This is a genomic window from Psychrobacter sp. 1Y4, from assembly GCF_051847555.1.
This window is the reverse complement of sequence record NZ_JBPYDE010000012.1, coordinates 97,649-111,087: the sequence shown is the minus strand read 5'-3', so window position 1 is coordinate 111,087 and position 13,439 is coordinate 97,649. Positions and strand designations below refer to the sequence as shown.

General features: G+C 42.1%; 11 protein-coding genes. 5 read left to right on the top strand and 6 right to left on the bottom strand.

Annotated features, from left to right (window positions below; all coding sequences use genetic code 11):
- Positions 1-122: 122 nt before the first annotated feature.
- The 6 genes from ACS8FC_RS11185 to aspS form a co-directional block, all read right to left on the bottom strand.
- Complete coding sequence (locus tag ACS8FC_RS11185) at positions 123-1,118, bottom strand: NAD-dependent epimerase (RefSeq protein ID WP_439296829.1); 996 nt, start codon at positions 1,116-1,118, stop codon at positions 123-125.
- Entirely contained in the window at positions 1,118-2,284 is a 1,167-nt protein-coding gene (locus ACS8FC_RS11180) for a nucleotide sugar dehydrogenase (RefSeq protein WP_439296828.1), read from the bottom strand. The genes ACS8FC_RS11185 and ACS8FC_RS11180 overlap by 1 nt, the downstream gene beginning before the upstream one ends.
- Positions 2,285-2,316: 32 nt before the next feature.
- Complete coding sequence (locus ACS8FC_RS11175) at positions 2,317-3,330, bottom strand: capsular polysaccharide biosynthesis protein (RefSeq protein ID WP_439296826.1); 1,014 nt, start codon at positions 3,328-3,330, stop codon at positions 2,317-2,319.
- A 16-nt stretch (positions 3,331-3,346) separates the two neighbouring features.
- Positions 3,347-4,063, bottom strand: coding sequence for a glycosyltransferase (locus tag ACS8FC_RS11170; protein WP_439296844.1), 717 nt, complete (start codon positions 4,061-4,063; stop codon positions 3,347-3,349).
- A 180-nt stretch (positions 4,064-4,243) separates the two neighbouring features.
- Complete coding sequence (locus tag ACS8FC_RS11165; RefSeq protein WP_439296825.1) at positions 4,244-5,182, bottom strand: lysophospholipid acyltransferase family protein; 939 nt, start codon at positions 5,180-5,182, stop codon at positions 4,244-4,246.
- A gap of 67 nt (positions 5,183-5,249) precedes the next feature.
- Complete coding sequence (aspS, locus tag ACS8FC_RS11160) at positions 5,250-7,079, bottom strand: aspartate--tRNA ligase (protein ID WP_439296842.1); 1,830 nt, start codon at positions 7,077-7,079, stop codon at positions 5,250-5,252.
- Positions 7,080-7,615: 536 nt separating this feature from the next.
- On the opposite strand from aspS, the gene sohB reads away from it, so the two are divergent.
- From sohB to ACS8FC_RS11135, 5 genes are all read left to right on the top strand, one after another.
- Positions 7,616-8,584 carry a protease SohB gene (sohB, locus tag ACS8FC_RS11155; protein WP_439296823.1) on the top strand — a complete coding sequence of 323 codons (969 nt, stop codon included), beginning with the start codon at positions 7,616-7,618 and terminating at the stop codon, positions 8,582-8,584.
- Positions 8,585-8,844: 260 nt separating this feature from the next.
- A complete protein-coding gene (locus ACS8FC_RS11150) occupies positions 8,845-10,080 on the top strand; it encodes an acyl-CoA dehydrogenase family protein (RefSeq protein ID WP_439261634.1) in 1,236 nt (411 codons plus the stop codon).
- 180 nt (positions 10,081-10,260) lie between these two features.
- A complete protein-coding gene (locus ACS8FC_RS11145) occupies positions 10,261-11,526 on the top strand; it encodes a phosphotransferase family protein (RefSeq protein WP_439296822.1) in 1,266 nt (421 codons plus the stop codon).
- Positions 11,527-11,558: 32 nt separating this feature from the next.
- Positions 11,559-12,311, top strand: coding sequence for a histidine phosphatase family protein (locus tag ACS8FC_RS11140; protein ID WP_439296821.1), 753 nt, complete (start codon positions 11,559-11,561; stop codon positions 12,309-12,311).
- A gap of 127 nt (positions 12,312-12,438) precedes the next feature.
- Entirely contained in the window at positions 12,439-13,308 is an 870-nt protein-coding gene (locus tag ACS8FC_RS11135) for an SDR family oxidoreductase (protein ID WP_439296820.1), read from the top strand.
- Positions 13,309-13,439: the final 131 nt, after the last annotated feature.

Sequence of the window (13,439 nt, the reverse complement as noted above, 5' to 3'; positions counted from 1 at the left end):
GTTGGTAGTTGGTAGTTGGTAGTTGGTAGTTGGTAGTTGGTAGTTGGTAGTTGGTAGTTGGTAGTTGGTAGTTGGTATTAGCGAAACAATGAGTCTATTCCAAAGTGATATACAAATAAGATTTACGAATAATACGAGCGATACCACTCTACAAACTTAGCAATACCATCTTCAATACTAATCGAAGGTTTAAAGCCAATATCAGTTGTTAGCTCATCGATATCTGCATAAGTGATCGGTACATCACCTGGCTGCATTGGAAGCAAGTTCTCTCTAGCTTTTTTACCGCATGCTTGCTCAATAGCGCTAATGAAGCGGCGCAACGTTACTGGTTGATTATTACCGATGTTATATATCTTGTAAGGTGCTAGGGCTGTAGTAATGGAGGATTTTTGAGGTACAGGAATTTTATCAATAAGGCGAATGATGCCTTCAACGATATCATCAATATAGGTGAAGTCCCGTTGCATCACACCATTGTTATACACATCGATCTGCTGCCCTGAAAGTATTTTTTTGGTAAAAGAAAAGTAAGCCATATCAGGTCGGCCATAAGGGCCGTAAACTGTGAAAAAGCGCAAGCCAGTTGTTGGAATGTTATATAAATGACTATAAGTATGCGCCATTAACTCATTAGATTTTTTGGTAGCAGCATATAAACTAATAGGGTAATCAACCCGATCTCCAGTGCTAAACGGCTGCTTAACATTCATACCATAAACAGAGCTTGAGCTGGCATAGAGTAAGTGCTTGACCTTGCTTTGTCGGCAACCTTCAAGTACATTCAAAAACCCTACCATGTTTGAATCCATATAAGCGTGCGGGTTTTCGATAGAGTAACGCACACCAGCTTGAGCACCAAGGTTAATAACAATATCGAATTTGTAACGACTAAAGAGAGTAGACATGGCTTCTCGATCAGCTAGATCAAGCTTAATAAATTTAAAAGTCTCTGTTGATGAGTTTTCTACTAGTACTTTTATGCGATCATTTTTCAAGTCCACATCATAGTAGTCATTGATGTTATCAATACCAACAATAAAGCAGTTTTTTTCTAATAGCTTTTTAATGATATGAAATCCGATAAAGCCTGCCGCACCAGTTACTAAGATGTTCATTAATCGCTCCCAAATAAATCGCGAGTAAACACCTTGTGCGAGACATCTTGTATATCAGTTGACAATCGGTTTGCGATAATTACATCGCTTATTGCTTTAAATTCTGCCAAATCCTCTATCACACGTGAATTAAAGAAATCTTTTTCTTTTAGGACAGGCTCATAGACGACTACCTCGATGCCTTTTGCTTTAATACGTTTCATGATTCCTTGAATAGCAGACGCTCTAAAATTATCTGAACCACTTTTCATGACCAGTCGATGCACACCAACGACTTGTGGTTTTCTCTCGATAATTTTATCCGCGATGAAATCTTTACGAGTTCTATTAGAGTCAACGATGGCTCTAATAAGGTTGCTTGGTACTTCATGATAATTTGCTAAGAGTTGCTTAGTGTCTTTAGGCAGGCAATAACCACCATAACCAAAAGATGGATTATTGTAGTGATCACCAATACGAGGGTCTAAGCCGACGCCTTCAATTATTTGTTTGGTTTCAAGTCCAAACATCTGCGCATAAGTGTCCAATTCATTAAAATACGCAACTCTCATAGCTAAATAAGTGTTTGAGAACAGTTTTATAGCTTCTGCTTCAGTTGATTTCGTAAAAAGGATTGGCACCTCTTTTTTTATAGCGCCTTCTAGTAATAAGTCTGCAAATAGCTGAGCACGTTCTGATTGTTCTCCAATGACAATTCTAGAAGGATAAAGATTATCGTATAAAGCTTTTCCTTCTCTCAAAAATTCAGGAGAAAAAATAATATTATTGGTAGAGTATTGTTTTCTTGCTTCAATAGTATATCCGACTGGTACCGTTGATTTAATGATAATTAAAGCAGTTTTATTTACTAGAAGTATTTGTTCAATAACTTTTTCTACGCTTTGAGTATTAAAATAATTGGTTTTTGAATCGTAATCAGTAGGCGTCGCAATAATAATAAAATCAGCATCTTTGTAAGCACTTTTGGCATCTAACGTAGCTTTAAAATCAATATTTTCGTTAGATAAGAAGTCTTCAATATCCTTATCTTCGATAGGTGACTTCTTTGAATTGAGCAATTCAACTTTTTCTGGAATAACATCAACTGCTGTCACTTTGTTATGCTGAGCGAGCAACATAGCATTTGATAATCCTACGTAGCCTGTACCTACTACTGTTATATTCATAAAAATTCCAAATGTGTATTCGATTTATTATTCTAAATTTGTTTATCTTTATTGTCGCTTGATAATAATGACGAAGGTAAGTAGGCTGAAAACTTGTGCATCATAGCATCAGTAATGGTTTGATATGAACGCTGTTCTAGTAAATCAAGACTTTGAATACAACCGTATCGAATCGCTGTATTTTGTAAGTTGATTACAAAGTCCTCAATCCCGCTTTCATTTTTCAAATAATTTATAGAAGTGGGGGATTTTAAATAAGTCTCGTTCTTTTGTATCTTTAAATGGTTCATGAGCGTAATCGGGTTCAATTGAGCCACATCTCTAAATTTATATTTAATTTGCTCGGTTAATAGCTTAGGGTTGCTGAGTAGGTACGTCTTTAATATATCTTTGTCGACGATATGTGGATAGTGATGGATCTCAAAAAACTGATCCATACCAAGGGTTTTGGCACTTAGCATTTGCGCCATTGTATGTTTGGGTTGAACAGGCTTGCCTGTTAGTTTTTGGAGAGATTGTCGATACCTAAGTTTGGCTTGTAAAATAGCGCTATTTTTCCAATGTCCATGAATAATAATATGATCTTCGTCTAAAAAGTCCTCAATGCTTGCAGACTGATTGAAGAAAAAGTCGTCATTCATATAAATGAAGTAATCAGACAGCTCTGAGATATTCCACAGCATGGTTTCGATAGAACGAGTGTTAAAGGTAGGCAAAAATTGCTCATAGCCAGCAAAGAGCTCTGTATGATCGACAATACGTATTTTATCGGGCGCACAGATGCCTTGGTTCACAAATTCTTGAATAAGCTTAGGGTGCTGCTGGTCAGTCACTACATAGATATGACGGCAAAAAGGCACATATTTTATAATAGAAGCAATATTGTAATATATCTCATCATTGCTGGCAAAGCGCGTTGAAGTGGTGGCCTCAGAGGCGGCATTGACTGTTTTTTGATAACAGGCTCTTTTTTGCTTAAGTAATGGATCATCACCATCTACCCAAGCAATTACAATATCTATTTGACTGTTGTCACCTGTCTGCATGGTTTGTCCTATCTGTTTATTGCCAATGCTCTTTTAACCACGGACTTGGTTTGACATGACGGTACCATTTACCGCCACCACCTTTGATAGCATCGGGTGGATTGATTTCACCGTGGAAGATGACGATTTTTGCGCCATCAGGTAGCGTCGGGGTACGTACTAGATTGAATGGAATAGGGGCAATGCATTGATATTTGAAGCTGACACACCAGTCTTTATCCCAGTACTCTAAGTGATGGTGTTCTCGCAGATAGTTAGAAAGATAGGCTTGCTCGTGGCGAACCTGTGTGCGAATGGTCTCAAAGTTCCGCTCAAAGTTTGCCAGTAAGTCAGGATAAGTACCCATACCGATATTGAAGCGATAAACTGAGCTATTACCAATCATACGCCACGGTTTTTTCCAATCACGAATGATGACGACACTGTCTTCATGATCGGCTTGATAGGTAAAGAACCCATCAATATTATCGACGATCACGATATCGATATCTAAAAACAGTGCAACTCCCTTTAAATCATAAAGCTCAGGCTTAAAGGTGGTCAGTTTTTTCCAGCCGCGCTCTGGGCCAGCAGGTAGATCCAGCTCAGGTATTGGATAGCAGTTTACGGCAGGATCAATACCTGTGCTATCATCAGTTAAGCAAACCATTTGAAAGTCTAAAGTCAAATGTCTACTGACCATATTGTACAATCGATTGACGTATTCTGGACCATACTTATCACCCCATTTCATACAGATGACATAACGCTGCTCAGGCTGACTATCGTTTGTATGAACTTGACTAAGAGAAGAGGTTTCAGTTTTGTCAGTTGCCATAATAGACTCGTATGGGTATTGAAGAAGGGTTGAGTGTCGCTACTAATCTTAGCATAAATATGATTGTCTGTAGCTTAGCAACTGTAGGCGTACGAACTAGTTATCTCTACTATTGATAGAGTGCTTAGATTGGTTAGTACGAATAAAGTCAGTCAAGGCTTTTTCGTCAGCATTATAAGGATTGCCCAGTTGAGGAATATGCTTAAAGCGCCGATAGCCCCACATATAATGGCTGCATTTATCCTCAATCATATGCTGCATGGCCAGATTGAGCGCATGAGCTGCTGTTTTTGCATCGCGATCATACAGCGATGGGTCATCAAGCTTATAACAATAAATATCAAATCCGCGCCCATCGTCACGGCGAATACAAGATAGGCCGACCAGTGAACATTTGGTTTTGCTAGCAAGCTTTGAGGCCAGCGTACTGGTCAAAGTCTCAACACCAAAAAAAGGCACAACCACGCCGCCTGACGGATCGGGGACATGATCGGGCAGTACAATGCTAAATCCGCCTTGTTTTAGGGTTTTAAAGATGGCTTTGACGCCCCTACCATCGGTAGGTACTAGCGTTGCATTTAACCGCGAACGGCCTTGCAGGACAAAGTCGTTGGTGATATCGCCTTTGACAGGCTTATACATGATAGTTGGGGCGCCAAACTGATTGAGCCAAGCGTTCATCATCTCCCACGTACCAAGGTGTGGAACGATGGCTAGCATACCGTTAGGGCTTGCCAACCCTTCTAGTAAAATATCTTTATCATGCACATCACGTATCTGCTTGATACTCCATTGAGGCGGCATCGCCCAGCTTTTGATCGACTCAATACTAGTCAAACATTGATGATAGATAATGTCTTTGGTTAGGGCTTTTTTTTGCTGATTTGATAAATCATTAGCAATCAGCGCCATATTGATATTGACAGTGCGCATGATGCTCAGACTGGGTATCTTGACGATTATCCAAGCAACAAAACGTGCCAGTATCTGCAATACAGATAATGGCACGTACTTAAAAATATGATATGGATTCATGACCACTCACAAGGTGATAAATCATGTAATCTATCAGCTAAAAAATAGCTAAACATAATTTGATGGCCTACTGCGCAGGTTTATTACTGTCGGCCTGTGCTTTTTCTCGCACACGAATACCAAGGTCACGTAGCTGCTTGCTATCGACTTCAGCAGGTGCTTGCGTTAGTGGACATTCAGCAGTTTTAGTTTTTGGGAAAGCGATGACATCACGAATAGAGTCTGCACCTACCATTAGCATAATCAGACGATCTAAACCGAAAGCCAAACCACCATGCGGCGGTGCACCAAATTTTAGGGCATCAAGTAAGAAACCAAACTTGTCTTCAGCCTCTTGCTCACCGATACCAAGCGCTTCGAGTACGGCTTGCTGCATATCATAGGTATTGATACGTAAGCTACCACCACCAACTTCTGTACCGTTTAGTACCATATCATAAGCGATAGATAACGCAGTTTCTGGACTATCTTTTAGCTCCTGTACTGATCCCTTAGGCTTAGTAAACGGATGGTGCATTGATGTCCATTTACCATCGTCAGTTTCTTCAAACATCGGGAAGTCAGTCACCCAAAGCGGTGCCCACTCACACGTAGTCATGTCTAAATCTAGACCGATTTTTTGACGTAGTGCACCCATGGCATCGTTTACCACGCTGGCTTTATCCGCACCAAAGAAGATAATGTCGCCATCTTCTGCACCAGTACGCTCGATAAGGCTTACCAAGACGTCATCAGTCATATTTTTAATAATGGGTGACTGTAAGCCAGATTCTTTGTCGACGCCGTTGTTGATGTTGCTAGCATCATTGACTTTGATGTATGCCAAACCGCGCGCGCCATAAATACCAACAAACTTAGTATAAGCATCGATTTGTTTACGGCTGAGTGAAGCGCCGCCTGGGATACGTAGCGCTGCAACGCGGCCTTTAGAGTCGTTCGCAGGCCCGGCAAATACTTTAAAATCAACGTCTTTCATTAGGTCTGCAACGTCAACCAGCTTTAATGGAATACGCAAGTCAGGCTTGTCTGAGGCATAATCACGCATTGCTTCGGCATAAGTCATGCGTGGGAAGTCTTCAAACTCGACATCAAGCATGGTCTTAAATAAATGCTTAATTAGACCTTCGTTGATGTTCATGATCTCTTCTTCGTTTAAGAAAGAAGTCTCGATATCTACTTGGGTAAATTCAGGCTGACGGTCAGCACGTAAGTCTTCATCACGAAAGCATTTGGCGATTTGATAATAGCGGTCAAAGCCTGACACCATGAGCAATTGCTTAAATAACTGTGGCGACTGCGGTAGGGCAAAGAAGTTACCAGGACGGGTACGTGAAGGCACCAGATAGTCACGTGCACCTTCAGGGGTTGCACGAGTCAAGATAGGGGTTTCAACGTCCAAGAAACCATGATCGTCAAGGTAGCGGCGAATCGCTGAGGTGGCTTTAGCGCGAAATACCATACGCTCTTGCATTTGCGGGCGACGCATATCAAGATAACGATACTTAAGACGTAAATCTTCTGATACGGTGGTGTTTTCGTCATTCAATGGGAATGGCGGGGTTTCAGATTTTGCTAATACTTCAATCTCTTTGCCCAATAGCTCAATCTGACCACTGGTCATATTGTTGTTTTCTGTACCTTCATAACGGCGGCGTACGCGGCCAGTGATTTTTAGCACGTATTCAGGACGTACTGCATCGGCAGTAGCGAACGCTTCTGGGGTGTCAGGATCGACCACCACCTGTAAGATACCCGCGCGGTCACGCATGTCTAAAAAAATCACGCCACCATGATCGCGACGACGATGTACCCAGCCTACGATGCTGATAGTTTGTTCTAACAGGCTCTCAGTGACAGCGCCACAATATTCGTCTCGGTATTTGCTATGCACCGCCATTTCGCTCTCTGTTGTAATGCTCTGCGTCATAATATTAGTTATCCAGTTATCAGCCCAATTCAAAGTACAATAATGCAGCCATCGCTATATGATTTCAACCATCACTATTCTTGCTTAGCCCAGCACAAACTATGATGACTGTTATAGCCACATAGTAAGACTGTCATGGTTTATCGATTAAAATTATTGGTTCAGGCGCTGCTATCTCAATACATGTTGGATTCATGTCATCAAAAAATAGCAAATAAAACGCGATCAAGACAAATCCTCATCGCGTTGGCTGCATAAAATAGATATAAGCGCATATTATGCCTAAAGTGCTTTTGTTATACAACTGTCCTTGCGCAATCCTAGTGCAATCAGTCTTTACTAATAACATAGCGTACCAATGTATAAAGCACTGTTATACTCGCAGCTTATAAAGTAACCATTAAAATCGTCGCCCTGCTTGAAAACCGTCTATAAAGTGCGCATATCAAGCTAACGCTAACCCTATTATCTTCATACTCTAGCCTCTTATTTAAGGAAAACGCTTCATGTTATTTCATCCTTCCAAAAACCCAGTAGAACTCAGAGTTATTCATCTAAATAAAAACCAAGAACAACGTCGCCAAGATTTGATGGAAGCGACACAAGGCAAAGCTGCATTAAAACAGCTTAAAAAGCGTATGGCCAAAAAAGCCAAGCAAGCTCTAAAGGATAAAGCCAAAGGTAAAAATAAAGGCCAACAGGTATTTGTGATCGACTTTGATGGCGATATCAAAGCGTCTGCTGTCAAGCATTTGCGTGAGGAGATCAGTACGCTGATAAGTACGGCTAACGAAGGCGATGAGGTCGTTGTACGTCTTGAATCTCCTGGCGGCTTGGTGCATGGGTATGGGCTTGCCGCAGCGCAGCTAGCACGGCTAAAAGATGCGGGTCTTAAGTTGACTGTATGTGTGGATAAAGTTGCCGCCAGTGGTGGTTATATGATGGCCTGTGTCGCTGACAATATAGTAGCAGCACCGTTCGCTGTGATCGGCTCAATCGGTGTGGTGTCACAACTGCCAAACTTTCATAAATGGCTCAAAAACCACGATGTTGATTATGAGATGTTTACCGCTGGTGATTACAAACGTACCGTAACAGTCTTTGGTGAAAACGATGCTAAAGACCGTGCCAAATACCAAGAAGAGCTTGAGCAAACGCATGAGCTGTTTAAGCATTTTGTCAATCGTTACCGTTCAGTACTAGATTTAGATAAAGTGGCGACTGGTGAGCATTGGTATGGCGAAGACGCGCTACATCTCAATCTGGTTGACAAGCTGCAAACCTCAGATAGCTATCTTTTAGAGCTGATGGCTAATAATGAAGTCTATGCACTGCATTCACGCCAAAAGCCAACTTTGGCAGAAAAGTTAGGACTGTCGCAGGCGGCAGAAGCGACTTTGAGCATGGCTGCTGACAAGCTTCCTGATGCCTTGATGCGCTTTGATTTCAATAGTCGTTTAAATATTTTAAAATAAAATATTAGCGGTTTTATGAAAGTATAAAGCATAAAATTACTGCTAAAATCATCTATTGATCTAGCAAATTCATTTAGTAAATATAAAGGTGTGGCCTAGTCGGTCGCGCCTTTTTTACTGTTTATTGATAATGGCTATGTTATAAATGTAGCAGACGAAAAATAGTAAACGTACGTACACTGTACGAGTGAAATCGAGTTTTATTAAGAAACCCAACAAGGAAGAGGATAATAATCATGTCTACAGACACCGCTACCGTTATGTTCACTGCTACATCACAGGGTCAAGCTATGTATGAGCAGGTTAAAGAGTTTATTACCACTCAAATTGAGCCGATAGAAGCGCAGTTTTGGCAAGATTGCCACGAGCAAAACCCCGATGGTAATTGGAAAAACTGGCAATGGCCGGAAAAATACGAAAGTCTACGTAAGCAGGCACGTGAAGCTGGATTATGGAATTTGTTTCTACCTGATGATACCTTAGGCGCTGGATTATCTGTCACTGACTATGCTCCAATTGCAGAGTTGACAGGACGCAGCTTATTGGCTCCTTATGTTTTCAACTGCAATGCGCCAGATAGTGGCAATATGGAGCTGCTATGGCGTTATGGTTCTGAGGAGCAGCAAGACGAGTGGCTCACACCATTGTTAGAAGGTAAAACCCGCTCGGTATTTTGTATGACCGAGCCTGACGTGGCGTCAAGTGATGCGACCAATATGCAAGCGACGGCAGTGGTAGAAGGTGACGAAATTGTCATTAATGGTAGCAAATGGTGGTCGTCAGGTCTGGGTGATCCTGCAGTTGATGTATTAATCGTAATGGCTTATACCCCTGATGAGACTAAAGACCGTCATCATCAACACTCTATGGTACTAGTACCAGCGAAAACCGCTGGCGTCAATATTGAGCGTATGCTAAAAGTGTTCGGTGATTATGATGCGCCTCATGGTCACGGAGAAGTTAGCTTCGATAATGTGCGCGTGCCGGTCAGTCACTTTATTGGTGGCCCAGGTATGGGTTTTGAGATTGCTCAAGGTCGCTTAGGACCAGGTCGCATTCATCACTGTATGCGCTGTATTGGTGCAGCGGAGAAGTCTTTAGAATTGGCAGTGAAACGCGGTATGGAACGTACTGCCTTTGGTCAGCCACTATTGCAACTAGGTGGTAACCTCGAACGTGTTAGCGAGGCACGTATCAAAATCGATCAAGCACGTCTGCTTACCTTATATGCTGCCCAAAAGATGGACGCGCAGGGGACTAAAGCTGCATTGACAGAGATATCAGCCATCAAAGTTGTGGCGCCAACGGTATTGCAAGAAGTAGTCGATATGGCGATTCAGATTCATGGTGGTATGGGCGTTTGCCAAGATACGATGTTGCCCAGCTTTTTTGCGCAAGCTCGCGCGCTGCGCTTAGCTGATGGTCCTGATGAAGTGCATAAAACCATGATTGCCAAATTAGAATTAAAGCGTCATGGGTTTCGACTCAAACACTAAATAGTAGTTTGTGAGTCATTAAAATAGCCTAAGCAGAAATAATTTCAATTTAAGAACAATGAATGACTGATTCTGAGACATTTTCTTGGAAAGATTTAAGCTTAAATGTCGGTCTTTTTAAAAATATGAAAATATCAGTATTAACAAGTGGTTAAGCGACCACAGGATAAGGAATATCACATGGCTACAGATAACAATAATATGGCAGTTAATAATAAGGTGTTAGACAAGGGCGGCGACGTTCGAACAGGCGAAGAGCTAGATGCTCAAGCTGTCAGCGCGTGGCTGCGTGAACAGAATGTTGACATAAGTGGTGAGCCTACGGTCACGCAGTTCTCAGGCGGTGCGTCAAACTGGACCTACCGTTTACAATACGGCGATGAGGACAAAGGTCAAGATCTCATCTTACGCCGTCCGCCCAAAGGCACCAAAGCCAAATCAGCCCATGATATGGTGCGTGAATATACGGTACAAAATGCGCTAATGGATGCTTATCCGTATGTACCAAAGATGGTAGCGTTATGTACTGATGAGTCTGTCATCGGTGCCGACTTTTATGTCATGGAGCGCATGGAAGGCATTATTCCGCGCGCCAACTTACCAAAAGAGATTGATTTAGATGAGGCGCAGACACGTGAATTATGTACCAATGTGATTGATGCACTGATTGAGCTGCATCAAGTTGATTATCAAGACCATCCTGATTTAGTGGCACTAGGTCGCGGTGCAGGCTATTGTGAGCGGCAAGTCAGTGGCTGGGATAAGCGTTATGTAAAAGCTAAAACGCCAAATGTGCCAAGTTTTGCGCTCGTACGTCAATGGCTCGGAAAACATACGCCTGCCGACAGCACTACTTGTGTCATTCATAATGATTGGCGTTTTGACAATGTTATCTTAGATGCCGCTGATCCTACCAAGGTTATTGGGGTATTAGATTGGGAGATGGCTACTTTAGGGGATCCATTGATGGATTTAGGCAGCGCATTGGCCTATTGGATTGAGGCAGATGACAATATTATTATGCAGCAATCACGCCGTCAGCCGACTCATTTAAAAGGCATGATGACACGTGATGAAGTGGTGGAGTATTATCTTGAGCGTACGGGTCTACAGATAGATAACTGGACGTTTTATGAAGTATTTGGGCTATTTCGCTTGGCGGGTATCGTACAACAAATCTATTATCGCTATTATAATAAACAAACTACCAATCCTGCTTTTAAAAACTTTTGGATTATCGTCCATGTCCTGCATGCCAAATGCCTAAAGCTGATTGCAAAGTATGAAGGTGATGCGTTATTTACGACTCGGGTACAGCCGCATCTGCAAGATATGGGCGTCGATGCTGGAATGGTTGAGCAGCTACCAAGTCCCGTACAAAACGTCATCAAAGGTATATTGCCAAAAGGCTATTTTGATCAAAAAACTAACTCATCTGAAAAATAAAACTTTAGAATATAATAAAAGGTAATAGGGTTATGACAACTATTCTCTTGGCACGTCATGGTCAAGCATCGTTCGGACAAGAAAATTACGATCAGCTCTCAGAGTTGGGTAGTACGCAGGCGCGCTTGCTTGGTCAGCATTATGCGACCACACAGCGCCGTATTGATGCGATATTTACAGGCAGCCTATCGCGGCAACAGGATTCTGCACGCTATTTTTGGGAGGCCTATCAACCTTCTATAGCTGCTAGCAATGTGACACCTGCACTAGATCTGTCCGCGCCTGATAGCTATGTGATCGATACGTTTAATGAGTTTAACCATAAGGACGTCTTTATTAAGTCTGACCCAGCTTTTACGACTCAAGAGGCGATCGCCGAAGAGCTTGCCAAGTCCGACACACCAAAGGCTTATTTAGCTGAATTGTTTAATCTTGCAATGCAGCGCTGGCATGCAGGCGATAATGACTCAGACTATCTGGAAAGTTGGCCGCAATTTAATTTACGTGCGCAGCAAGCGCTTGAGCATGTACACACACAAGCTGCGCAATTGAGTCATTTGGGGCGTAATAGTACTATATTAGTGTTTACCTCAGGCGGCGTCATCGCTGCTATTACCGCGCATTTATTGCAGCAAGGTAGCCAGACGGCCTATCAATTAAACAGAAGTCTTGTTAATACAGGCGTGACTTCCATTACGGTAAAAGAGCAAGTGCCGCGTTTATTGTCTTTGAACGAATACAGTCATTTATTTACTGATGGTAAGCGCTACGTCACTTGGCGCTAGTAGTCTTTGTTATTGCTTTTGATACACAACCGACACCCATCTGCTCAGACATATCTACTATAATAGGTGGGTTTTGAAAACATGCTTTTAGATTTATATTAATGCACTGATAGATAAAGGACTGCTTATGCAAAATAAATTAATGAGCCTAGTAACGCAAACGGCTAAGCAAGGCAAGAATCAGGCATTAAGTGCCCTTCAACCGGCACGCTACCTAAAAGGTTTGACCAAGTCTCAAGTTGGAAAAGGCAAAACTGTCTTGATTACAGGGGCCAGCTCAGGTCTTGGCGAAGGCATGGCGCGGTTGTTTGCAAAGCTGGGCTACAATTTAGCCATTTGTGCGCGCCGCACTGATCGTCTAGACCAGCTAAAGACTGAACTGACGAAACTATATCCTGAGATAAGTATTGCGTATCGTGTTTTAGACGTCACCGATTATGATGCGATATTTGAAGTATTTGATGCTTTCGCTGAAGACTTTGGTCATATCGATCGGGTAGTCGTCAACGCTGGGGTAGGTGAAAGTCGCCGTATTGGTAAAGGTCGTTTTGAGACCAATCGCCGTACTGCTGAGATAAACTTTGTTTCTGCATTGGCACAGTGTGAAGCGGCAATGAAAATATTTCGTGCGCAAAATAGTGGTCATCTAGTAGTAATATCAAGTATGTCGGCGATGCGCGGTTTACCCAAGCATATGACTACTTATGGGGCGAGTAAGGCGGGCTTAGCTTACTTAGCAGAAGGTATTCGAGCCGATATGCTATTAGAGAAACTACCAATCAAAGTGTCTACTATTTATCCAGGTTATATCCGTACTGAGATTAATACTAACGCCAAGCCTTTACCATTTGAAGTCGATTCAGATACTGGTACTAAAGCTATGGTTGCTGCCATTGAATCAGGGGTTGCAGAAGCGTGTGTACCAAGCATGCCATGGTCAATTGTAGGACAAGCGATGAAACATTTGCCACTTAATGTAGTCAATAAAATCAGCTAATCAATGAACCAACCCTTATCTATAGTCGATTCTAAATAAAACAGATACATTATATGTAAACTTGGAACTGGTATAAATTTTCTGGCTTGCTGTGCCTGCGCCGCTCGATGCTGCGTAAAATTCATCTCAGT

Bases quoted from the DNA above. Each gene is read 5' to 3' on its own strand.
- ACS8FC_RS11145 (WP_439296822.1), top strand. From the start codon at position 10,261: ATGGCTACAGATAACAATAATATGGCAGTTAATAATAAGGTGTTAGAC.
- ACS8FC_RS11175 (WP_439296826.1), bottom strand. From the start codon at position 3,330: ATGCAGACAGGTGACAACAGTCAAATAGATATTGTAATTGCTTGGGTA.
- sohB (WP_439296823.1), top strand. From the start codon at position 7,616: ATGTTATTTCATCCTTCCAAAAACCCAGTAGAACTCAGAGTTATTCAT.
- aspS (WP_439296842.1), bottom strand. From the start codon at position 7,079: ATGGCGGTGCATAGCAAATACCGAGACGAATATTGTGGCGCTGTCACT.
- ACS8FC_RS11150 (WP_439261634.1), top strand. From the start codon at position 8,845: ATGTTCACTGCTACATCACAGGGTCAAGCTATGTATGAGCAGGTTAAA.
- ACS8FC_RS11180 (WP_439296828.1), bottom strand. From the start codon at position 2,284: ATGAATATAACAGTAGTAGGTACAGGCTACGTAGGATTATCAAATGCT.
- ACS8FC_RS11135 (WP_439296820.1), top strand. From the start codon at position 12,439: ATGCAAAATAAATTAATGAGCCTAGTAACGCAAACGGCTAAGCAAGGC.
- ACS8FC_RS11170 (WP_439296844.1), bottom strand. From the start codon at position 4,063: ATGAAATGGGGTGATAAGTATGGTCCAGAATACGTCAATCGATTGTAC.
- ACS8FC_RS11185 (WP_439296829.1), bottom strand. From the start codon at position 1,118: ATGAACATCTTAGTAACTGGTGCGGCAGGCTTTATCGGATTTCATATC.
- ACS8FC_RS11165 (WP_439296825.1), bottom strand. From the start codon at position 5,182: ATGAATCCATATCATATTTTTAAGTACGTGCCATTATCTGTATTGCAG.
- ACS8FC_RS11140 (WP_439296821.1), top strand. From the start codon at position 11,559: ATGACAACTATTCTCTTGGCACGTCATGGTCAAGCATCGTTCGGACAA.